The 22,133-nt window shown below is 57.9% G+C and carries 23 protein-coding genes and 2 pseudogenes; 14 read left to right on the top strand and 11 right to left on the bottom strand.

Annotated elements, in window-relative coordinates; genetic code table 11:
* Window positions 1–53: 53 nt before the first annotated feature.
* Both folE and QQ992_RS07260 read left to right on the top strand, forming a co-directional pair.
* On the top strand, window positions 54–599 hold the full coding sequence (gene folE, locus QQ992_RS07265) for a GTP cyclohydrolase I FolE (protein WP_012271077.1): 546 nt from the start codon (window positions 54–56) through the stop codon (window positions 597–599).
* Window positions 600–658: 59 nt separating this feature from the next.
* On the top strand, window positions 659–1,030 hold the full coding sequence (locus tag QQ992_RS07260; protein ID WP_274081176.1) for a glutaredoxin family protein: 372 nt from the start codon (window positions 659–661) through the stop codon (window positions 1,028–1,030).
* 69 nt (window positions 1,031–1,099) lie between these two features.
* Here the strand turns inward: QQ992_RS07260 and QQ992_RS07255 are convergent, their stop codons facing one another.
* Window positions 1,100–1,702: a glutathione S-transferase family protein gene (locus QQ992_RS07255; protein ID WP_012271075.1), complete on the bottom strand. Its 603-nt coding sequence runs from the start codon at window positions 1,700–1,702 to the stop codon at window positions 1,100–1,102.
* A gap of 145 nt (window positions 1,703–1,847) precedes the next feature.
* Here QQ992_RS07255 and QQ992_RS07250 point away from each other — a divergent pair, with 145 nt between their 5' ends.
* Window positions 1,848–3,038, top strand: coding sequence for a benzoate/H(+) symporter BenE family transporter (locus QQ992_RS07250; RefSeq protein WP_105946011.1), 1,191 nt, complete (start codon window positions 1,848–1,850; stop codon window positions 3,036–3,038).
* A gap of 65 nt (window positions 3,039–3,103) precedes the next feature.
* On the opposite strand, the gene QQ992_RS28055 is transcribed toward QQ992_RS07250, so the two are convergent.
* Together QQ992_RS28055 and QQ992_RS28050 are read right to left on the bottom strand one after the other, a co-directional pair.
* A complete protein-coding gene (locus QQ992_RS28055) occupies window positions 3,104–3,808 on the bottom strand; it encodes a methyl-accepting chemotaxis protein (protein WP_433963115.1) in 705 nt (234 codons plus the stop codon).
* 204 nt (window positions 3,809–4,012) lie between these two features.
* Window positions 4,013–4,492: pseudogene (locus QQ992_RS28050) on the bottom strand (methyl-accepting chemotaxis protein); the annotation flags it as partial.
* Window positions 4,493–5,450: 958 nt separating this feature from the next.
* On the opposite strand from QQ992_RS28050, the gene QQ992_RS07240 reads away from it, so the two are divergent.
* A complete protein-coding gene (locus QQ992_RS07240) occupies window positions 5,451–6,194 on the top strand; it encodes an outer membrane beta-barrel protein (protein ID WP_286112798.1) in 744 nt (247 codons plus the stop codon).
* A gap of 50 nt (window positions 6,195–6,244) precedes the next feature.
* Here QQ992_RS07240 and QQ992_RS07235 read toward each other — a convergent pair whose 3' ends face one another.
* Window positions 6,245–7,006, bottom strand: a complete 762-nt coding sequence (locus QQ992_RS07235; protein ID WP_286112797.1) for an SDR family oxidoreductase — start codon at window positions 7,004–7,006, stop codon at window positions 6,245–6,247.
* A 176-nt stretch (window positions 7,007–7,182) separates the two neighbouring features.
* On the opposite strand from QQ992_RS07235, the gene QQ992_RS07230 reads away from it, so the two are divergent.
* Window positions 7,183–8,184 (top strand): NADP-dependent oxidoreductase, encoded by a 1,002-nt coding sequence (locus QQ992_RS07230; protein ID WP_286112796.1) that lies wholly within the window; start codon window positions 7,183–7,185, stop codon window positions 8,182–8,184.
* Here QQ992_RS07230 and QQ992_RS07225 read toward each other — a convergent pair whose 3' ends face one another.
* From QQ992_RS07225 to pyrF, 3 genes are all read right to left on the bottom strand, one after another.
* Window positions 8,185–8,823: an RES family NAD+ phosphorylase gene (locus tag QQ992_RS07225; RefSeq protein ID WP_433963104.1), complete on the bottom strand. Its 639-nt coding sequence runs from the start codon at window positions 8,821–8,823 to the stop codon at window positions 8,185–8,187.
* Window positions 8,824–8,879: 56 nt separating this feature from the next.
* Entirely contained in the window at window positions 8,880–9,281 is a 402-nt protein-coding gene (locus QQ992_RS07220) for an antitoxin Xre-like helix-turn-helix domain-containing protein (protein WP_286112794.1), read from the bottom strand.
* Between the two features lie 222 nt (window positions 9,282–9,503).
* Window positions 9,504–10,205, bottom strand: a complete 702-nt coding sequence (gene pyrF / locus QQ992_RS07215) for an orotidine-5'-phosphate decarboxylase (protein WP_019096946.1) — start codon at window positions 10,203–10,205, stop codon at window positions 9,504–9,506.
* 180 nt (window positions 10,206–10,385) lie between these two features.
* Here pyrF and QQ992_RS07210 point away from each other — a divergent pair, with 180 nt between their 5' ends.
* Window positions 10,386–10,553: a DUF2897 family protein gene (locus QQ992_RS07210; protein ID WP_016500979.1), complete on the top strand. Its 168-nt coding sequence runs from the start codon at window positions 10,386–10,388 to the stop codon at window positions 10,551–10,553.
* A 45-nt stretch (window positions 10,554–10,598) separates the two neighbouring features.
* On the opposite strand, the gene QQ992_RS07205 is transcribed toward QQ992_RS07210, so the two are convergent.
* The 3 genes from QQ992_RS07205 to QQ992_RS07195 form a co-directional block, all read right to left on the bottom strand.
* Entirely contained in the window at window positions 10,599–11,021 is a 423-nt protein-coding gene (locus QQ992_RS07205) for a type II toxin-antitoxin system YafO family toxin (protein WP_286112793.1), read from the bottom strand.
* A gap of 6 nt (window positions 11,022–11,027) precedes the next feature.
* Complete coding sequence (locus QQ992_RS07200) at window positions 11,028–11,183, bottom strand: hypothetical protein (RefSeq protein ID WP_286112792.1); 156 nt, start codon at window positions 11,181–11,183, stop codon at window positions 11,028–11,030.
* 104 nt (window positions 11,184–11,287) lie between these two features.
* Window positions 11,288–11,623, bottom strand: coding sequence for a ComEA family DNA-binding protein (locus tag QQ992_RS07195; RefSeq protein ID WP_060538728.1), 336 nt, complete (start codon window positions 11,621–11,623; stop codon window positions 11,288–11,290).
* Between the two features lie 406 nt (window positions 11,624–12,029).
* On the opposite strand from QQ992_RS07195, the gene wecB (QQ992_RS07190) reads away from it, so the two are divergent.
* The 6 genes and pseudogenes from wecB (QQ992_RS07190) (at window position 12,030) to QQ992_RS07165 (ending at window position 18,869) form a co-directional block, all read left to right on the top strand.
* Window positions 12,030–13,160 carry a non-hydrolyzing UDP-N-acetylglucosamine 2-epimerase gene (gene wecB / locus QQ992_RS07190; protein ID WP_286112789.1) on the top strand — a complete coding sequence of 377 codons (1,131 nt, stop codon included), beginning with the start codon at window positions 12,030–12,032 and terminating at the stop codon, window positions 13,158–13,160.
* A gap of 115 nt (window positions 13,161–13,275) precedes the next feature.
* The gene (locus QQ992_RS07185) at window positions 13,276–14,295 is read left to right on the top strand and encodes a hypothetical protein (RefSeq protein WP_286112788.1); all 1,020 of its coding nucleotides are present in this window, start codon (window positions 13,276–13,278) and stop codon (window positions 14,293–14,295) included.
* Window positions 14,274–15,050 carry a hypothetical protein gene (locus QQ992_RS07180; RefSeq protein WP_286112787.1) on the top strand — a complete coding sequence of 259 codons (777 nt, stop codon included), beginning with the start codon at window positions 14,274–14,276 and terminating at the stop codon, window positions 15,048–15,050. The genes QQ992_RS07185 and QQ992_RS07180 overlap by 22 nt, the downstream gene beginning before the upstream one ends.
* Before the next feature lie 102 nt (window positions 15,051–15,152).
* Window positions 15,153–17,240, top strand: a complete 2,088-nt coding sequence (locus tag QQ992_RS07175; protein ID WP_286112785.1) for an AAA family ATPase — start codon at window positions 15,153–15,155, stop codon at window positions 17,238–17,240.
* Between the two features lie 226 nt (window positions 17,241–17,466).
* Window positions 17,467–18,174, top strand: a pseudogene (wecB, locus tag QQ992_RS07170) (non-hydrolyzing UDP-N-acetylglucosamine 2-epimerase); the annotation flags it as partial.
* 419 nt (window positions 18,175–18,593) lie between these two features.
* Window positions 18,594–18,869 (top strand): DUF3077 domain-containing protein, encoded by a 276-nt coding sequence (locus QQ992_RS07165; protein WP_286112783.1) that lies wholly within the window; start codon window positions 18,594–18,596, stop codon window positions 18,867–18,869.
* Window positions 18,870–19,163: 294 nt separating this feature from the next.
* Here the strand turns inward: QQ992_RS07165 and QQ992_RS07160 are convergent, their stop codons facing one another.
* Window positions 19,164–19,955 carry a hypothetical protein gene (locus tag QQ992_RS07160; protein ID WP_286112781.1) on the bottom strand — a complete coding sequence of 264 codons (792 nt, stop codon included), beginning with the start codon at window positions 19,953–19,955 and terminating at the stop codon, window positions 19,164–19,166.
* Window positions 19,956–20,641: 686 nt separating this feature from the next.
* On the opposite strand from QQ992_RS07160, the gene QQ992_RS07155 reads away from it, so the two are divergent.
* Both QQ992_RS07155 and QQ992_RS07150 read left to right on the top strand, forming a co-directional pair.
* Entirely contained in the window at window positions 20,642–21,433 is a 792-nt protein-coding gene (locus tag QQ992_RS07155) for an ABC transporter permease (RefSeq protein ID WP_286112780.1), read from the top strand.
* Window positions 21,434–21,446: 13 nt separating this feature from the next.
* Complete coding sequence (locus tag QQ992_RS07150) at window positions 21,447–22,100, top strand: ABC transporter ATP-binding protein (protein ID WP_286112778.1); 654 nt, start codon at window positions 21,447–21,449, stop codon at window positions 22,098–22,100.
* The last annotated feature ends 33 nt before the right edge of the window (window positions 22,101–22,133 follow it).

Raw genomic sequence — 22,133 nt, 5'->3', positions numbered from 1 at the left:
CGCCCTCACCGCCGTACCCTTCGTTTTTGCGATTTTTTCCCACAGGTAGATCCATGTCCCTGGAACAGAACTACACCGAGATCCTCAGCCAGATTGGCGAGGACGTCTCCCGTGAGGGCCTGCTCGACACGCCCAAGCGGGCTGCAAAGGCGATGAAGTACCTTTGCCGCGGTTATGAGCAAACACTGGAAGAAGTCACCAACAACGCTTTGTTCAGCTCTGACAACAGCGAAATGGTGCTGGTCCGGGACATCGAGCTGTATTCGATGTGCGAACACCACATGCTGCCGTTCATCGGCAAGGCACACGTTGCCTACCTGCCCAAGGGCAAGGTACTGGGCCTGTCCAAGGTTGCGCGTATCGTCGACATGTACGCCCGCCGCCTGCAGATCCAGGAAAACCTCAGCCGCCAGATCGCCGAGGCCGTGCAGCAGGTAACCGGTGCCGCCGGTGTGGCCGTGGTGGTCGAAGCCAAGCACATGTGCATGATGATGCGCGGTGTCGAGAAGCAGAACTCGACCATGATCACTTCGGTGATGCTGGGTGAGTTCCGCGAGAACGCCGCCACCCGCAGCGAGTTCCTCAGCCTGATCAAGTGATTGGCTGCTGACCCCAAGCCGACCCCGCCGGGTCGGCTTTTTCATTTCAGGAGTTGCCCATGATCGTCAAAGCCCTGCGGGTTGGCCTCGGCCAGCTCATCGTGTTCGGCGACTGGATCAGCCGCCCGGCCAAGCGCAAACGCGACGCCGCCGCCCAGGCCCGCGTCGAGCAAGCGGCCAAGGGCCTGGCGCTGTACCAGTTCCACGCCTGCCCGTTCTGCGTCAAGACCCGCCGCACCCTGCACCGGCTGAACGTGCCGGTTGCACTGCGCGATGCCAAGAACGACCCGGTGCACCGTCAGGCCCTGCAAGAGGGTGGCGGCCGGGTGAAAGTGCCGTGCCTGCGTATCGAAGAAGGTGGCAAGGTGACCTGGATGTATGAGTCCAAGGCCATCATTGCTTACCTGGATGAGCGGTTTGCTTCCATCTGATGGCTTGTAGTTTTCCTGGACTGGCCCTTTCGCGGGCTCGCCCGCGAAGAGGCCGGTACAGGCTAAAGATCAGCCCACCATCGGCACATGCCGCGGGTGGCTGCTGACCCGCTCCAGCCAGGCCCGTACCGCCGGGTAATCGGCCAGATCGAACCCGCCCTGCTGCGCCACATGGGTATAGGCATACAGCGCCACATCGGCAATCGAATACTGCTCACCCACCAGATACGGCGTCATCTGCAACTGCCGCTCCATCACCTTCAGTGCCTTGTAGCCACCCTTGTGCAACTTGCGGTACTCCTCCAGGCGCTCATCCGGCAGTCCCAGGTAGAACTGGATAAACCGGGCCACGGCAATGTACGGCTCATGGCTGTACTGCTCGAAGAACTGCCACTGCAGCACCTGGGTACGTAAACGCGGCTCGCTGGGCAGGAACTCGCTGCCATCGGCCAGGAAGTTGAGAATGGCATTGGACTCCCACAGGTAACTGCCATCTTCCAGCTCCAGCACCGGCACCTTGCCATTAGGGTTCATCGCCAGAAACTCGGGCGTTTCGGTCTCGCCCTTGAGGATATCCACCGGGTGCCATTCATACGGCCGGCCCAGCAGGCTCAACATCAGCTTGACCTTGTAGCAGTTGCCCGACTGGTAGTCGCCATAGACCTTGTACATTGCCCCTCCCCTTCCAAGCAGTTTTGCATTTGCGCCCAATAGTTGGCGACTGTACGGCTAAAAGCAATGGCCGCTGTATGGCAAGGATCAACCTTGCGCGCTGTAGTCTGAAAAAACTGCTTACACCTTTACAAGGACTTTGTTCATGACCGATGCCACCTCCGCACGCCTGCGGCCCCTGGCAGACAGCTCCCCGTCGGCGGTCGTCGCCGGCTTCATTGCCATGCTCACCGGCTATACCAGTTCGCTGGTGCTGATGTTCCAGGCCGGCCAGGCCGCCGGGCTCACCACTGCACAGATTTCGTCCTGGATCTGGGCGCTTTCAATTGGCATGGCGGTGTGCAGCATCGGCCTGTCACTGCGCTACCGCACACCAATCACCGTCGCCTGGTCCACCCCCGGTGCCGCCTTGCTGATTACCAGCCTGGGCGGCGTGAGCTATGGCGAGGCCATTGGCGCCTACATCACCTGCGCCGTGCTGGTGCTCATCTGCGGCCTGACCGGCAGCTTCGAGCGCCTGGTCAAACGCATCCCGGCTTCGCTGGCCTCGGCGCTGCTGGCGGGCATTCTGTTCAAGATCGGCAGCGAAATCTTCGTTGCCGCGCAGCACCGCACGTTGCTGGTGCTGGGCATGTTCTTCAGCTACTTGCTGGTCAAGCGCCTGTCGCCGCGCTACTGCGTGCTGGCCGCGTTGCTGGTGGGCACTGCGTTATCCGGAGCCCTGGGCCTGCTCGACTTCAGCGGCTTCCACCTGGAAGTGGCCAAACCGGTATGGACCACGCCGAGCTTCTCGCTGGCAGCCACCATCAGCATCGGCATTCCGCTGTTCGTGGTAGCGATGACCTCGCAGAACATGCCCGGCGTGGCTGTGCTGCGCGCCGACGGCTACCAGGTGCCGGCCTCGCCACTGATCTCGGCCACCGGCTTTGCCTCGCTGCTACTGGCACCCTTCGGTTCGCATGGGGTTAACCTGGCGGCGATCAGCGCGGCGATCTGCACTGGGCCGCATGCCCATGAAGACCCGGCCAAGCGCTACACCGCAGCAGTGTGGTGCGGGATTTTCTACGGTATTGCCGGGGTGTTCGGCGCGACCCTGGCGGCGTTGTTTGCGGCGCTGCCGAAGGAGCTGGTGCTGTCGATTGCCGCCTTGGCGCTGTTTGGTTCGATCATGAACGGGCTGACCGTGGCCATGAGCGAGGCGCGTGAGCGGGAGGCGGCACTGATTACCTTCATGGTCACGGCTTCAGGGCTGACACTGTTTTCGATTGGCTCGGCGTTCTGGGGGATTGTGGCGGGGGTGGTGACCTTGATGATCCTCAACCCACGTAAAGCCTGAGGATTTTTATTGTCTGAACTGGCCTCTTCGCGGGCAAGCCCGCGAAGAGGCAGGCACAGGCTAAATCACAACCTGAAATGCCCCACCATCCCCTTCAAATCCGTACCCAACTGCGCCAGCTCCACACTGGACCTGGCATTGTCCTGCATCGCCAACGCCGCCTGATCCGCACTGCCGCGAATCTGTGTGACACTGCGACTGATCTCTTCCGCCACCGAACTCTGCTGCTCGGCCGCTGCGGCAATCTGCTGGTTCATCTGCTGAATCAATGACACCGCCGCCGCAATGCTGCCCAACGCGCTCTCGGTCTGTAACGCATCTGCCACCGCCAGGCGCACCAGATCGGTACTGCCGCGAATCTGCGCCACCGACTGCTGGGCGTTGCCACGCAGGCTGGCGACCAGTGTCTCGATCTGCTCGGTAGACTGCCGGGTACGCCGCGCCAACGCGCGCACTTCATCGGCCACCACGGCAAAACCACGCCCCTGCTCACCCGCACGGGCGGCCTCGATGGCAGCATTGAGCGCCAGCAGGTTGGTCTGCTCGGCCACGCTCTTGATCACTTCCAGCACATCGCCAATGGTGTGGATCTCGGCACTGAGGCTGTCGATACCGGCGCTGGCCGTTTCCGCCGCCGCCGCCAACTGCTCGATGCGCTGCATGCTCTGGCGCACCACCTGTTGCCCCGACTCGACCTTGTCGTCCGCCGCCTGCGCCGCCTGCGCCGCTTCCTCAGCATTGCGTGCCACATCGTGCACGGTGGCGGTCATCTGCTGCATGGCGGTGGCCACCTGTTCGGTTTCCTCTTTCTGGCTGCCTACCTCGCGGTTGGTCTGCTCGGTCACTGCCGACAACGCCTGGGCATTGCCCGCCAGTTGCTCGATACCTTGCTGCAAGCCACTGACAATACCCGACAGGCCCGCCGCCATCTGCTGCATGGCCTGCATCAGCTGCCCCACTTCGTCACGACGTGGCGCCTGGGCGTCGAACACCAACTCGCCAGCGGCAATGCGCTGGGCACGGGCGATCACATGCTTGAGTGGGCCGACGACCGCACGGGTAATCAGCCAGGCTGCCAGCAAGCCGACAACCAGCGCCAACGCCGTGGCCAGGCCAATCGCTATGGCATTGCGCTGCAACTCACCTTGCAGCACCTGCTCCTGGCCCAGATAGGCCTGGTCGACCCGGCCGGTGACTTGCTCGGCGCTGGCTTGCAACTGGGCTTTGAGCCCCTGCTCACGGGCCAGCTGGTCGGTGTATTCGTTGAGTTTTTCCGAGAAGCTGCCAATGTGCCCCGCCACCTCGCCCAATACACTCTGGTAGCCGGCATCACTGACCGCACCCTGCAACTGGCCCACCAGGCTGGCGGCCTCCACCGTCTGGGCAATACGTTCCTGGCTTACGCCCTCTTCACCCTTGCGGCTTTTTTCCAGGCGTACCCGCGCTTCGTCCATGGCCTGCAACATCAGCCGTGACACCTGCGCCACCTGCGCAGCCTGCTCCAGAAACTCGCCGCCCTGTTGGCCCTGGGACTGTTTGAGGGTGTACACACCGTCATCGGCCAGGCCGGCCTGCAGCACATCGAGGTTATTGGCCACGCTGGACACCGACCAGCTGGCCATGTCCAGCGCCAGCTCCTTGGCCTGCACGGCCTCGACAAAGGCCTCGAATGCCTGGCCATAGGCGGCCAGGTCTGCTTGTACCGCGGCCAGCGCCGGCAAGCCACGCGCACGCTCGGCCAGGCCCTGCAGGCCACTGCGCAGGGCCTCGACCTGCTGCATGTCGGAGCTCAAGGCAAATGCCTGTTCATGCTGACGCAAGCGCAGCAGGTCGGTATTGAACTGGGCCAATTGACGCAAGCTGTCGAAGCGCTGGCCGACGCTGTGCAGCGCGAAGATGCCGATGGCCGCCACCGCCAGGGTCAGTAGCAGCACCAAGGCAAAACCCAGGCCGAGCTTGCGGGCCATGCCCAGGTTGGCCAGTACACCGTGCTTGCTTGCGCCCATCGCCGATTCCCCTTCTGCTTGCGAGGTTATCCCAAGGGCCAAGGGTGGCAACGTTGCCCGTCGATGAACAAGGGCCTGGCGCCAGAATAGTGTCAAATAGCTATGAGCTGTCGTTTTTGCGTGTGCAGAGGTCGTTTTTGATGCCTCGCCAGCGCGCCATCATAGAGCCATTAATCATAGCCCAGCGCGGCTGCTCGCCCAGGCCGCGTAATTATCAATTCGAAGCAAACACCGCATCAATTCATTCCAACATCTTATGTACAGGGCAACTTTGACGTCATTAATCTTTACCCAATAGTGGGGCCTAAAAAAATATTGAATTGCCACTATCTTTTTTATAAACGCCACTATCGTGATTCATAACAGGCCCGCCTTCCGGACCCGTCATGCGCCTTGGGAGTTCCTTATGAAAAGCGCCGCCATTGTCGCTGCGGTTACGCCGTTGCTTTGCCTCGGCATTAGCACTGCTGTATATGCCGAAAGTTCCACCGCCCCACGTTTAACTGTCGGCGCGCAAGCCAGTTACACGTTATTGGAACTCAACGGGCGCGGGAATGACACCGAGCACATGCCTGAAGGCGGCGTGTTCATCAGTTACGGCAACAAGATGACCGCCAAGGCCGGCGTGGTTTACCAGGCAGAAGCCAGCGGCATGTACTCCAAGAAGCAGAACCAGAAGCTCAAGGACGGGCAGGCCGATCTGGACCTGGGCTGGCGGGCGCAACTGAGCGAGCGCCACTCGCTGGACGTACTGCTGGGGGCTGGCTACAAATGGAACCGGCTGCAACCTAATACCAGCCGTTATGATGTCGACTTAACCAACCGCACCCCGTTTGCCAAAATCGCGGCGGGTTACAACTACCGTTTCAATAATGCCACCCTGCGTTTCGAGGTGGGCATGCGCCAGGTTATCGAGGGCGACGCGCAACTGGAAATTCATGGCATCAGCCATGAAGAACTGGATTTGAAAGATACCAGCAACCCGTTTGCGGAACTTAGCGTGCTGTTCAACCAAAACGGCACCGTGCCGATACTGGCTTCACTCTATTACAGCCGCTACGACTATGAACTGGATGGGCAGTTCTTGATGACCGACTCCGACGAACAAACCCGCGATGAGTACGGCATAAAGGTAGGCGTCAGCTTCTAACCGGCCTGGTGGGGAGGGGTGGCCCGCGAAGCGCCACCCACGGTATCGGCTCAGATCGCCGTAGCCCCACCATCCACCGTCAGGCAATGCCCGGTGGTAAACGCCGCACCATCACTGCACAGGTACATCACCGCACTGGCAATCTCCTCGACCTTGCCAATGCGCCCCACCGGGTGCATGGCGGCGGCGAACTCGGCCTTGCGCGGGTCGGCCTCGTGGGCACGGCGGAACATATCGGTGTCGATGACCGCCGGGCACACGGCATTCACACGGATGCCCTTCTTGGCGTATTCGACGGCCGCCGACTTGGTCAGGCCAATGACCGCATGCTTGCTGGCGCTGTAGATACTCATCTTCGGTGCCGCCCCCAGGCCTGCCACCGAGGCGGTATTGACGATTGCCCCGCCGCCCTGGGCCAGCAGCAACGGCAGCTGGTACTTCATGCACAACCAGACGCCCTTCACATTAACGCCCATGATGGCATCGAACTCGGCCTCGCTGCCTTCGGCCAGGCGGTGCTGCTCTATCTCGATGCCGGCATTGTTGAAGGCGTAATCCAGCCGGCCATACGCAGCGATCAGCCGCTCGTGCAGCTGGCGTACCTCGGCGTCACGGGTAACGTCGCAGGCAATGAACAGCGCTTCGCCGCCCGCCGCCTTTACCTGCGCCACGGTGGCCTCACCGCCGACCGGGTCCAGGTCGGCCACCACCACGTTCAGGCCCTGCCGGGCGAAGGCCAGGGCGGTTGCCCGGCCAATGCCGGCCGCAGCGCCGGTAACCAAGGCTACCTGGCCAGAAAAGGTCATGCTCATCGCGTGCTCCTGTGACGGTATGGTGGGGTTCAGAGCATAGTCAGCCCGCAATCGGCCGGGCAGCATCATCACCCCACCGGTTGGGCTACCATGCTTGTCAGTGATGTTAAGGACCTACCTACATCAACAAGGTAGATTGAACACCTGATCCCCTCCACTGCCCAAAAGGACCCGCCATGACCCAGACCAACCGCCGCTTCCTGCTCGCCAAACGCCCGGTCGGCGCCGTGCGCCGTGACGACTTCAACTTCGAGACCGTGCCCGCCGAGCAACCCGGCGAAGGCCAGGTACTGGTGCGCAACCTGTACCTGTCGCTAGATCCGGCCATGCGCGGCTGGATGAACGAAGGCAAGTCCTACATACCGCCCGTGGCCTTGGGCCAGGTGATGCGTGCACTGGGCGTGGGAGAAGTGGTGGCCTCCAACCACCCTGGCTTCAAGCCGGGTGACCACGTAAGCGGCGCCCTTGGCGTACAGGACTACTTCACTGGCGAGCCCCAGGGGCTGCACAAGATCGACCCCAGTCTGGCGCCCCTGCCCCGCTACCTCTCGGCACTGGGCATGACCGGCATGACGGCCTACTTCGCCCTGCTGGACGTCGGCCAACCCAAGGCCGGTGATACCGTGGTCATTTCCGGTGCAGCCGGTGCGGTGGGCAGCATTGTCGGGCAAATTGCCAAAGTCAAAGGCTGCCGCGTGGTGGGCATTGCCGGCGGTGCCGAAAAGTGCCAGTACCTGCTGGACGAGCTGGGCTTTGACGGGGTGATCGACTACAAGGCCGAAGACGTGCTGGCCGGGCTGAAACGCGAATGCCCGAAAGGCGTGGACGTGTATTTCGACAACGTTGGCGGCGACATCCTCGATGCGGTGCTGACGCGCATCAACTTCAAGGCGCGCATCGTGATTTGCGGCGCGATCAGCCAGTACAACAACAAGGAAGCCGTAAAAGGCCCAGCCAACTACCTGTCGCTGCTGGTGAACCGCGCCCGCATGGAAGGCTTTGTGGTGATGGATTACAGCAAGGATTATGGAAAGGCCGCGCTGGAAATTGCCGGGTGGCTGGCCAGTGGGCAAGTGAAAAGCAAGGAAGACGTGGTGGAAGGGCTGGAGACGTTCCCGGAGACCTTGCTCAAGCTGTTCAACGGGGAGAATTTTGGCAAGCTGGTGTTGAAGGTCTGACTAGGGTGGGCTCGCAACCAGTTTGTTGACGCTGGTGATCTGCTTGTTCCAGACCATTTCGTAATGGCAGGACTGCACGATTGACGCCACCGGACGTGGCGTCATCAGTGCCCAGCAGGTATTGCCCGGCGAGCGAACGGAGTGGTATCGAAGCCCTGGCGCCATGAGCTTTTTCACCGATGCACCCATAGACTGGGAAAAAGTGTAATCGTCTGGCGCATAAATGGCGTGCGACACCGGCAACACCGTGGCATCCAGCACGCCAGTTTCATCGAAATGGCACACCAGGCCACGGAACACGAACCGCTCATAATTCAGCCCCGGCACATTACCCCAGTAGGCCTGCTGATGGTGCCGAACCTCCGCCACCGCCGTTTCCATGCTGTCGGCGAGGTAAAGCACGCCAAAGGTGCCATCCGCGAACCTTGAACCATCCGGGTTCACGTGCGTGAACGGCGCTGTCGCATACGCACACCCCGTAATTCCAAAAGGTATTTCGCTACGGGGTATCAAATTCAGATTACCCAACTCATTCTGCAGACGCGGATTGGTGAGGGCCTGGAGCGCGTAGAGGATGTCGAATTCCTCTTCACTGGCCACGTCATCGAACAAAGCGATGGGCGGAAACTTCGAGTTCACCAGGCGATATGACTTGATGACCTCGCTACCCGGCACAGGACAAAGGCTGACAGGCTCTACCACTGCGCACCCCGCAATGCATCAATGCGGCGGAAGGTTTCATAGAGCTGGATGAACGAACCTAGCGCCATCACATCCAACGGCGAACGCCCGTCGAAAAAAGGGTTGTGATTGTTCATGGATGGGAAGCCATACACATTATCCGGGTTGTCGAAAATGGTGCGCAGGGTTGCGTGAATGTTAAGCACCACGCTGATCCGAGCCAGTTGATCGTCGTCCAGGCTCATCACCCGCTCAGGGCTTTTGGCCCGGGTATGGGTGCTGCGCGAAATGCGTAGCACGCTCTCGATCTGCCTGGCCGTGGCGCCCCACTTTTCCATGATGTTGACCGCTGCGCGCAACCCGATGACACCCATTTCCTTTGTCGAAGTGGATTGCTTGTTGACCGCCCGGTTCATGAGCGTGGCTCCTTATGCATGATCTACAGACACAAAATTATACTTGTAAGATCTCCAGATCAACCCATAGCGCTGCGAAGCACGCCCTACAGCGGCTTGGGCTGCCCCCACCGCATCAGGGTTTCCTGGCCATCATGGCCAGCGAGTTGCACTTAGCCGCACGGCCTGAACACAAAAAAAAGGCCAGCACACGCGTGCTGGCCTTTTTTAAACGCAGGCTATTTACCCACGAATCTCCGCCACCACCGCCGCCAACGCCTGCGCCGGGTCGGCAGCCTGGCTGATCGGTCGACCGATCACCAGGTAATCCGACCCCGCATCCAGCGCCTGACGCGGGGTGAGGATACGGCGCTGGTCATCCTGTGCACTGCCTGCCGGGCGAATACCCGGGGTCACCAGTTGCAACGACGGGTGCGCAGCCTTCAGCGCCGGGGCCTCCAGCGCCGAGCACACCAAACCGTCCATGCCAGCCTTCTGCGCCAATGCCGCCAGGCGCAGCACCTGCTCTTGCGGGTCGATATCCAGGCCGATACCGGCCAGGTCTTCACGCTCCATGCTGGTCAGCACGGTCACGCCAATCAGCAGCGGCTGTGGGCCGCTGCGCTTGGCCAGTTCTTCACGGCAGGCAGCCATCATGCGCAGGCCACCGGAGCAATGCACGTTCACCATCCACACACCCATCTCGGCGGCTGCCTTGACCGCCATGGCGGTGGTGTTGGGAATGTCGTGGAACTTGAGGTCCAGGAACACTTCGAAGCCCTTGTCGCACAGGGTTTCGACAATGCCCGAAGCGCTGCTGGTGAACAGCTCCTTGCCAACCTTCACCCGGCACAGCGCAGGGTCAAGCTGGTCAGCCAGCTTCAGGGCGGCCTCACGGGTAGGGAAATCCAGGGCGACGATCAGGGGCGTCTGGCAGGCGGACATGGGCAGGGTCTCTTGGCAAGTCGAAAACGGCGCGCATTGTAAACGAAGTGGGCCAAGCTTTGGGGGCCGCGGGTCACGGATTTGGCCCGACAGTGGCCGGCTTCTATAATTGAACCAACGCAACGGCTATTCGCTCAAATTTCATACAAGCAGCCCTCACCCGCTTTAAGGAGAACGACAATGCCCTGGTATGCCTGGCTGATACTCATCATAGCCCTCGGCTCCATCGTCGGCGGGCTGATGATGCTGCGCGATACGGCAAAAAAACTGCCACTGACCGATGAGCAACTGCGCAAGGTGCATGAGCGCAATGCCGAGGCGGATGCCAAGGATGCGCAGGACCGCTAGCGGTGCTGGCTTTTTGATTGAGGCTATTGATTCCGGCCAACAGCCTCATTCGTCCTCGTCCGGATCAGTATAGATAACCTGCCCCAGTATCCAGGGACTGACGATCTTTGAATGGAGATCCCGCAAATAAGCGCCCCATTGCTCGCGGCTATGCGCATCGGGGCCCAAAATGGTCAGCAGCAAATACTCATCTCGCAGTAGGTCGTAGGCATAGATCAGCCAGAAATCGTCTTCCGGACGGTTCGGATCTGTCGTACGCCTGAATTGCAACCGCGCTGCCCGCCACTTCGCTTGAATCACCTCTGTGGCTGCAAGATGGATATGAAACATGTCTGCGAGATCAAGCTCTTCGTCCCGGCCAAAAATGTCAGGAAGATCTCCACAGAGCTTATAATCATGAAAATCAATAAAAAAGTCGTACCAACCAATCGACTCTTTGAAGAGGTCCGAAACCTTTACTGCTGACAAGGACGCTCACTTAGAGACTGGAAGCGTTCCATTCTCGACATAGTAGCGGAAGGCAGCCTCACCACCACGAGCAGCGGCACGTACGTCTTCAGGCGTAAGTGGCTTGTCGTTTTTTTTACGCTTGGCAACGGTTTTTTTGGGAGCTGCGGTTTTTACAATCATCTCCGCCTCCTTTAGCGGGTTTGCTCTGGATCATGATAGGTGCTGGCGTATTTTTGATCAATGTGCCAAGGCCGGGCAAGGCTCCGGCCTTGACCCCTCCCCGCTTACTCCACCCTCACCTTATCCCGATTACGCTCCAGCAGTGCATTCCCAATCCCCTTGATCTCCAGCAGTTCATCCACCGAAGCAAATGGCCCATTGGCCTCGCGATAAGCCACGATGGCCTCAGCCTTGGCCTTGCCGATGCCGTTCAGCTCCTTCTGCAGGGTCAGCGCATCGGCTGTGTTCAAGTCCAACTGCTGCGGCTGCTGCACCTGTTGCTGGCTCACCACAGGCACCGGTTCAGCCACCGCCGCGGTACTGGCCGGTGCGGCGCTGAGGGAGAAGGACAAACTGGCGAACAGCGGCAGCAGCAGGTACGACAGAACGTTATTGCGCATGGTCAACACTCCTTGGGTTGGTCATTTTCCAGCAGCCGTTTTCCTTCGGCTGCGCAACAAACCCTAGCGGTTAGCCCGGCAGCGGAACACCCTGCCACCCCGGCGAATGGTTACCAAATGGGTCAGCAAAACGATCAACGTCGCCCACCCACAAACAGTGGCCATTCCACCCTCTTCGGCCAAGTCCTATGTCTGCAGGCTGATCCCCGTTTGTCCGATACCCCTGCCTACCCATGCCCCGCCACTTTCCTACAGCGCCCGCCGAACAAGGCCCGCTGCGCAAACCTCCCCACCGCCGCCCGGCAAACATCCCCCTGCACACTGGCACCCTACTGCCCGCCTGCTAGATTTCTTGAGCAATGGAAAACCGGTTTGCTTCAAGGACCCGAGCAAGAGGATCACCGCCGTGCCCCTCAAGACCCTGACCGTTTTCGGTACCCGCCCAGAAGCCATCAAGATGGCCCCGCTAGCCCTGCAACTGGCCCAGGACAGCCGCTTCGAAGCCCGCGTGTGCGTCACCGGCCAGCATCGGCAAATGCTCGACCAGGTGCTGGAACTGTTCGACTTCAGCCCCGACTACGACCTGAACATCATGAAAGCCGGCCAGGACCTGACAGGCGTGACCACCGCCATCCTGCAAGGCATCAAGCCAGTACTGGCCGAGTTCAAGCCCGACGTGGTGCTGGTGCACGGCGACACTGCCACCACCTTTGCCACCAGCCTGGCGGCCTACTACCAGCAAATCCCCATTGCCCACGTAGAGGCCGGCCTGCGCACCAACAACCTGTATTCCCCCTGGCCTGAAGAAGGCAACCGGCGCCTGACCGGCGCCTTGGCCGCGCTGCACTTCGCCCCCACCACCACCTCGCGCGACAACCTGCTGCGTGAAGGCACCGACCCGGCGCACATCTTCACCACCGGCAACACCGTGATCGACGCCCTGCTGGAAGTGGAGCAAAAGCTGCAAAGCCCGGCGCTGAACGACCGCTTCGCCAAACAGTTCAGCTACCTGGCAGCAAGCCGCCGGCTGTTGCTGGTTACCGGCCACCGGCGCGAGAACTTTGGGGGCGGCTTCGAGCGCATTTGCCAGGCGCTGGTGCAGACCGCACGGCAATTCCCCGAAGTGGACGTGGTGTACCCGGTACACCTCAACCCCAACGTGCGCGAGCCGGTCAACCGGCTGCTGGGGGATGTAGGCAACATCCACCTGATCGAGCCGCTGGATTACCTGCCGTTCGTGTACCTGATGACCCGTGCCTACGTGATACTGACCGACTCGGGGGGCATTCAGGAGGAAGCGCCGGCGCTGGGCAAACCGGTGCTGGTGATGCGCGACACCACCGAGCGGCCCGAAGCTGTGGCGGCGGGTACGGTCAGGCTGGTGGGGACAGAAGTGGAATCGATTGTGCGCGAGCTGAATACCCTGCTGACCGATGAGGCGGTGTACCGCGAGATGAGCGTTGCACATAACCCGTATGGCGACGGCAAAGCCTGCGCGCGTATTCGCGAAGCGCTGGCGGGGTTTGCAGGGGAGTAATGCAGCGCCTGTGAGACTGCGGCTCATCATCGACAGAACTGCCTGTAACCTTATTTTTTGACCTGTTAACCATTCAGGTTTACAGTTGAAAAAAAGGTTTACAAGGTACCGCTTGATGCCAAGCCTGAAGGATGATTTAAAGACTTACGTGGAGTCGACAGTCGGCTTGCCAATAGAGCTCGAAGCCGTTCACCTCAAGCTTCCCTACCATATCCTGGATTTGTACAGCCCCGTCCGGATGCGGCTAGGGGTGGGTAAAGCGTCTGTTCCAGCACTGCTGCTCATGCCAATGGCAGACGAACACCCGGGTAGCGTTGCGCTGAAAAAGCACATTACCCAGGTACGAAAAGCTACTGATGAGGTAATCGTCTACGTAACAAAATCCCTCACCCCTCACGAGCGCCGAAGCCTGATCAGCCATCACATCAATTTCCTCCAGCCTGGATATCAGATGTTCATCCCAGACTTGGCCATGGACCTGCGAGAGAAGGTACGCCAACGCCGAGAGAGCGAAGAGGTATCAGCATTGCTGCCAGCAGCCCAGGCGATGCTGCTCGGCTGTCTCTATGAGGGATGGTCCAGTGAAAAGCTTTTCAGCAGTGGCGCAATCATGGGCGGCTTCAAATACAGCCGGGTAACGCTGTCCAAGGTAATCGACCAGCTCATGGCGCTTAAGCTGCTAACAACAGTGAAAGGCAGGGGGTTCAACAACCTGTATACGTTCGACGGCGACAGGCCAGAGGTATTCAGCCGAGCCCGAAGCCACATGCGATCACCGGTCAGGCGCACCGTCGCTATCGACTCGAAACTTCAACTCGGTGAAGGCGTGTTCCTGGCAGGTGAAACCGCTCTCGCCAAATACACCCTGCTGACAGAGCCGACAAAGCCGATCTACGGCATGACTAAAAAACGCTTCGCTGAGCTGATCGCGGATGAGCAAATGCGCCCTTCAACGTCAGTCGATGACACGTCAGCCAGGGTTGAAATCTGGGCCTACAACAGCCTGGCCCGTAACAAGAACATCGCAGACCCAGCCTCCTTGCTGCTGAGCCTGCAAGACAACCCAGACGAACGGATCCAGATCTGCCTGGACGAACTCAAGGAGCAGGTACCGTGGCTAGTGTCAGAGGATTAGAACTGTTTGCCAGGCATTTCGCCGAATACCGAGACCGCTACGTCTTGATCGGAGGGGTGGCATCCGCGCTCACCATGGATGAAGCCGGCCGCGACTTCAGAGCGACCAAAGATCTCGATATCGTGCTGATCATCGAGGCCTTGGATGCTCAGTTCGTGGCTCATTTCTGGGACTTCGTGAAGGCCGGTGGGTACCAGATCAGGCAGGCTGGCGGTGACCGCCCCATTTTCTACCGCTTTCAACATCCGGCAGACGAAGCCTATCCGGTACAAATCGAATTGTTCTCGCGGAGTCCTGAAGGCCTCGATCATCAGGAAAATTCAACACTGACACCGATTCCCACCGATGAGTCCGTCTCCAGTTTGTCCGCGATCCTGCTGGACGATGCGTATTACGCGTTTCTCCTGGAGGGCCGCCAGGATAACGAGGAACTGTCGTACATCAGCGCTGACCGGCTGATCCCCCTCAAGGCGCGCGCCTGGCTTGACCTGTCGAGGCGTAAGCAGGCGGGGGAGAAGGTTGATGCCCGCAACGTCAAAAAGCACCGAAACGATGTACTGGTTCTGTCAGGCCTTCTGACAGGAGAGTATATCGAGTTGAGCGAAAGTGTTTTGGCTGACATGCAGGTGTTCTTGACACTACTGGCAAAGGAAGAGGTGAACTTGAAAGACCTCGGCCTGCGAGGAAGCCTTGATGATCTCGTCACACGACTTGAGCAGAGCTTCGGGCTGGAGCAAGAAAGCAGAGATGCTTGATGCGACGCGCAGTATTTGCGCAGAAACCAAGACAACATATTAAGTCGCTACACATTCCTACCAATCACATACCTAAACAAAAACCAAACCCCTCGTGTAATCATGAAAATATTAAATCTTGAAATTTTAAACTTCCGCGGAATAACCAAGGTAAGCCTACAGAACCTGGGAGACATGGTTGTCATCGCAGGCCAGAATGGGTCCGGGAAATCCTGCATTTTTGACGCCATCCGTCTTTTAAAGTCTATTTATGGCGGATATCAAATCAACGAATGGCATCAATGGATGGGCGAGTTTCAAATCACCCCAAGCAACAAACCAAATGATTTGATATCCTTGTTCAACGACCCAAAACAAAATTTTAGCATTACTTGCGAGTTCACAATCACCGAACCCGAAAAAGAATACATCTTACAGAATGCAGAGCAACTACTAAGGGAAAAGCTTCTAAACTCATACAACGCCTCACAACAATATGAATACGCTAACGACACAGCCCCTCACTACAGGGTCTACGAGCAAGGTCCCGAAACCCAAAAAAAACTACACGAAGAAACCCAGACCCTTAAAGACGAACTTAGTCAATCGAAAATCATCGGAAAAATATATGCAGATCCAAAGAAGGGAATATTTCTCGAGTCATCAGTCGCCCTTTCGATAATTTTTGGTACGTTCCGCCCAACGGACTTGGGAGTGATTGACTACCATGGGCCACAGCGTCACTTCTCCCGGGAAAGCATACAAGGTATAACCTTAAACCTTGAACAGCAGATTCAGCAGCGAAGCCAAACCGCACTGTACAACTACAGCGGCAAGTACAGCAATGTGAAAGGAGAAATGGCCGCATCCTACATTAAAGAGGTCCTGGCGGAGGCAGCAGGACTTCCTCGCGAAAAACAATCAAACCTGACGAGCACATTGAAAGAACTTTTTGCCAGTTTCTTTCCAGACAAGACATTTTTGGGCCCCAAGCCCACCGTACAAGGAAAGCTCACATTCCCGGTAATTACCTCCAATGGGCGCGAGCATGACCTTGACGAACTAAGCTCCGGCGAGAAAGAGATCATATATGGCTACTTACGCATCCGAAACTCAGCGCCACAACATTCAATAATACTCTTGGATGAGCCCGAGCTACACTTGAATCCCCGCCTCATCAGAGAGCTTCCTCAATTTTACCGCAAGCACTTAGGCGAAAGTCTGAACAACCAACTTTGGCTAGTGACTCACTCTGATGCTCTTTTACGTGAGGTCGTAGGGCATCGCGACTACAGCGTCTTTCACATGACGCCTATCAGCGCAACCACTGCCAACGAGAACCAAGTAAAGCCACTTTCCGCCAACGAGGACGTTGACTTAGCTCTGGCCGATCTGGTTGGAGACCTGGCTGCCTATCAGCCAAACGGGAAAATTGTCATATTTGAAGGCGGCGGTGATTCAGACTTCGACAGAAATGTTGTGAGTAGGCTATTCCCGGAACTCATTGAGAAGGCCAACTTAATTTCCGGCACCAACAAAAGCAGAGTTAGAGCACTACAAGAAATTCTAGAGAAGGCAGCAACTGAAAAACGATTCCCCTTCAAAGTTTATAGCGTAACTGACAAAGACCTCGACCAACATAAAAAAGCAGACAAAGACCAAGCAAACCTTAGCTGGAACGTTTACCACATTGAAAATTATTTTCTTAGCGCCCCTCACATTGCACGCGTCATGTCCGACTATGACCTGAACAAGCGAAATGTCGAGCAAGTTGAACGCCAGCTTATCGAATGCGCAGAAGCCGTACTACCAAAAATGATTGCCCACGAACTTAACTCACACGCCAATAACATATTGACCTCAGCCATAAACACGCGCACGGACCCCAAGTCAAAAAACACGGTAAAAGCGCTATACGACCGAGTGAACAGCTCCATTGAAAAAATCAACCTATTAATTACAAAAGATCTGAGCGAAAGCAGCCTCCAAACTTTCGAGGAAACACTCACTGATCGGTATTTGACAAGCCTCAAAGATAACACCTGGAAAGAGGTGCTACGCGGCAGAGACATCCTCAAAGAGTATGTAGCTCGCCATGGTGGCGGCATAAAATATGAAGCCTTCCGCAACCTCGTTCTCGCCAAGATGGCAGACGCAAATTATCAGCCTGAAGGCATGAAAGCAGTTGTCGACCACGTCCTGAAATCCTAGATATTGCGCCACTTTAATTTAACTCAATTGCTCCAAGTCTAACGTCTCTTTTGTATAGCGTCAGGGGTGATTAAGAAATCGTTTTATACCCCATGTGGAGCGGATTCACCCGCGAAGGGCGAATACCCGGCGACCATCGTACGCCGAGCCCGCCCCTTTCGCGGGTAAACCCGCTCCTATGTATGGACTCGCCCACACTGCCTAGCTGCTTTTTTGAACATAGGAAGCCGCGCTGCACTTTACCCCCACCACCTCGCGCGACAACCTGTTGCGTGAAGGCACCGACCCAGCGCACATCTTCACCACCGGCAATACCGTGATCGACGCCTTGCTGGAAGTGGAGCAAAAGCTGCAAAGCCCGGCGCTGAAAGGCCGTTTCGCCGAGCAGTTCAGCTACCTGGCTGCAAGCCGCCAGCTGTTGCTGGTTACCGGCCACCGGCGCGAGAACTTTGGTGGCGGCTTTGAACGCATCTGCCAGGCGCTGGTGCAGACCGCACGGCAATTCCCCGAAGTGGACGTGGTGTACCCGGTACACCTCAACCCCAACGTGCGCGAGCCGGTTAACCGACTGCTGGGGGATGTAGGCAACATCCACCTGATCGAGCCGCTGGATTACCTGCCGTTCGTGTACCTGATGACCCGTGCCTACGTGATACTGACCGACTCGGGGGGCATCCAGGAAGAAGCACCGGCGCTGGGCAAACCGGTGCTGGTGATGCGCGACACCACCGAACGGCCCGAAGCGGTGGCGGCGGGCACGGTCAGGTTGGTGGGGACAGAAGTGGAATCGATTGTGAGGGAGCTGAGTACCCTGCTGACCGATGAGGCGGTGTACCGCGAGATGAGCGTTACGCATAACCCGTATGGCGATGGCAAGGCGTGCGCGCGTATTCGCGAAGCCCTGGCCACCGACTGGAACAACCCACGCCGTTAAATGTAGGAGCGGGTTCACCGCGCCTACATTGGCCGGCGATCACGGCGAAGACATTTGCCAAGGCATGCGGGGCAACCCCCTTCGGCCTCGCAGCACACACAGCGCGTCAGACTTTCCTGAAACCCCACCCTCACCTCTTCAGTTTGGGTAACCAAGCGAACTATCCTACACACCGGTCAGAAGCAGCTGAATTGTCGGGGAAATGCCCCAGGGATAACGTCACCGGGTCGCCATGTGGGTGACCGGGTGTGAGAACCTGATGCGAGTTACCTGGCTTGCCTGTCATGGCGGTCGTACGCGGGCAGACCTCGGTCTGGCCGAGCCTTGTGGCTCCCTCGGTTTCTCACCCCGTGTACGACTGCCGCCTTGATCCGTGAGAAAGATTGACGTGGCAGTTCCACTTTTCAGGAGCTACTACGATGAAAAGCCACGACCACTCTCCCCTCCTCACCGCAGGCATCGAAACCTTCCTCGAAGCCGGCAACCCCACCGCAGACCTGCTCCGTGTCCAACCCGGCATCCCGATCGATGATGCCTACGAACACGTCTCGGTCCTGCTCGGCTACTGCAAACACCTTGTGCGCGAAGGCGACATGGAAGATGACCACAAGATGCTGGGCGCAGCGGATTACCTGCTGGCCATGGCCAAAGCCCTGATGAACGACATCGAAATCGCGAAGAACAAGCGCCATTGATGGCGCGCCTACACCGATGTGTGCCGGCACAACCGGCCTATAGCGATACCCCGATCAATGTAGGAGCGGGTTCACCCGCGAAAGGGCCAAACCTGCCGCCCAATCTCCCCAGCCCTTCACCGCTGCCGCCACCGCATTCGCAGGCAAACCCGCGCCCCCATCGGGCGGTGGCCCAGCACAGATCGGCGCCCCAACACAAATCGATGTAGGAGCGGGTTTACCCGCGAACACGGGCGAAGCCCGTGCCATCCACCACCGCCCAAAAAAGAATCACGCCCCGTATCAGCCCACCGATCAAATCACGGTTCGCGGATACACACTGATAAATGCCGAGATAGCAATCGCATCCCCATCATCCACCTTCACCCGCGGGCTCTGCCCCGAGCGTTTGATGTCTGAAGCAAACTCAGCCGCCTTGAACGCCTGCTCAAGTTCATCACTGCCCGCCCCGGCATAGACAACCACCTGGGTACCGGTATTGTGCTTTTGCAGGGGCAACTGCTTGATTTGAACCTGAACACCCGCCTTGGTCAGCGCAACGGCAATTTCCTTGGCAAAGCGAACCGCTTCTTTGTCATCTTTGTGGATATTGAGCAGCACGACCGGTGCCAGTGTTTTAGCCTTTAGCTCAACCGCCAACGCCTTGAAGGCGTCGTGCGCCAGCGGGGTCAGCGACCGGGGCTTGAGGCTGGCCTCCAGCTTGAGTCGCTCAGCCTTCTCCTGGGCCAGTTCGGCCCTGAGCGCGTCGTTTTGCTCGATGAGCTGCTCGATCTCCAGCCGAGCCTGTACGTCCGACTCACGGATGACCGTAACTTCCTGGCTGGGCCGGGAAGGAGCGGCTTCGGCTTGCTGGTTTTTCATATCCGAAGTCATGTGCGCAAGGATCATCGCGCAGGCGGCGATGAGTGCGGCGATGACGGCAGTGGCAGAGGCTATGGCGTGGATCAGACTGGCTGTGTCTGCTGAAATATCCGGCATAAACAACTTCTTGAAGTTATAGGTTTTCATAATTTCACGATCTGGGAGACGAGCCATCTGGATGGCTCGCCTCGGGTACTCCTCGAGCTTCGCAGCGAGCGTTGCCATGGCAGAGTGCCATATATTTTAATGGCTTACGACAATCTTATCCGGCTCGTACATACAGAGGCCATTGGTTGCCAATCGAGCAAAGGAGAATCCTGCCAGGCCCCGACTGTATGAGTGAGGCAGGAAAAAATTTCACCCTGCCAGTCCGTATACCCGACATACAATGCCAAAGTCGGTGCAGTCCTTGACGGGTGAACTCAGGGGACAGGCCTTGAGCACCAGTTTGTCTTCCTCGAACCCTCTTGCCCCAAAATCCCGGACCAGCTTAACGGCCTTGCCTTACAGCGAACGAGCCGCCATTGGATCCAATACCGGCCTTACTAGCGGGCAAAGATAATCTTTTTACACGCACAATGTGAACCTGTTCACTGAGACAGATGAACACCCAGCGTATGCTGCGAGGCGCGTTTGGCAGAAGAAATGTCCGGTTCGCCCCTTTGCAACATGGAATCAATATGCCATCATCCCTTCCACTGCCATTCATCCCAATACCGACCGAGAAAGTAGAACTTTAGGCCGGAATTGCGGTATCTCGCTTGACGTTTATGCCCTCTCACGCTTACCCTTCCGCCCCTTAGAACAGGGAAGTTTCCGGAAAATCCGTCTGAAATCGCCTCAGGGCGAGCCTTTCCTGAAGATGAATTCCGGCGTGCCTAGGCGCGCTGCATTGCTTTGCGGTCGCCATCTTGAAAGCTCGTTCGTCCCTGCAGATTCAGAAATCGGTCATCTTCGCCCTCGTTCTGCGCGAGGCACGCGCCCGCCTAGGCGAACGGCGTATGGGGGCTGTATGGATGCTCGTTGAGCCTATCTGCCACCTGCTTATTTTTTCGGTTCTCTTCGCAATGCTGCGTGCGCGAACTGTTTCCGGTGTCGAGTATCCGGTTTTCATCTTGGTGGGCATGGCCCCATTTCTGCTGTACCGAAACACCGCTTTGAGGCTGATGGACAGCCTGCGGGAAAACCGGTCTCTGTTTGGGTACAAGCAAATCAAGCCCCTCGACACCTATGTCGCCCGAGTCATTGTAGAAGCCTGCATCGCCGCCACCGTCTACGCCATTCTTGTGTTTGGTTTTGCATGGTACGGATTTGATATGACAGTTCATAGTCCGCTGCAATGGGCAGCAAATCTGGCGCTGGGCTTACTGTTCGCTTTCGGGCTGGGGATGCTCCTCGCCTTGATCACGCATGCGATTCCGAGCTTGAAGATCATCATTCGTATGGCCTTCTTCCCGCTGTATTTCATTTCAGGCGTTCTGATTCCAGCAGCTTACTTACCGCAAGCCATGATGCCAGTCCTGCTGCTTAACCCTTTCCTTCATATTCTCGAGCTAATCCGAGCAGAGGTGTTGCCCCACTACACCCCGGTCGATGGTATCTCCGAGACTTATGTCATTTCTTTTACCGTGGTTCTGCTGTTCCTGTCCCTGGGCGCTTACCGCGCCCGCAGGATGCACCTGATGTCCACAAAGAACGGTTAAGTACAGGCCCAACGTGTTCGAGCTCAGAAACGTCACCAAGTCCTACCTTACCCCCAAGGGGCGCAGGTATGTCTTCCGCAACCTCTCGCTGGCTATCCCACCAGGCAAGAATATTGGCCTGATCGGTCGAAACGGCGCAGGTAAATCAACCCTCATGCGCCTGCTTGGCGGTGCAGATGTACCCGATTCAGGCACCATCGTCACAGACCGCAGCATTTCATGGCCTGTAGGTTTGACGGGCGGATTTCAAGGCAGCATGACCGGCCGCGACAATATCAAGTTCGTTTGCCGCGTGTACGGTGCCACGGGCGAAGCAATGCGCGAAAAGGTACGGTATGTGCAGGAGTTTGCCGAAATTGGCGACTGGATCGACGAGCCAATCAAAACGTATTCGTCGGGCATGCGTTCGAGGGTGGCTTTTGGCCTGAGCATGGCCTTTGACTTTGACTATTACCTTATCGACGAAGTGATGTCGGTCGGCGACGCACAGTTCAAACGCAAGTGCGCCAAGGTTTTCAAAGAAAGACTGAAGACCTCCAACATCGTGCTGGTTTCCCACTCCATGCCCGAAATCAAGAAGCTTTGTGACGTAGTGCTTTTAGTACGCGACGGCGGTATTCAGGTGTATGACGATGTCGCCGAAGGCATCGAAGCCTACAAGAGCTGACTCCTCCATTAATCAAACAAAGCAGCACCGTTC

The organism is Pseudomonas kurunegalensis, from assembly GCF_030291635.1.
Taxonomy (GTDB): Bacteria; Pseudomonadota; Gammaproteobacteria; order Pseudomonadales; family Pseudomonadaceae; genus Aquipseudomonas; species Aquipseudomonas monteilii.
The sequence above is the reverse complement of the archived record's forward strand: the minus strand, read 5'-3'. Positions and strand labels throughout refer to the sequence as shown.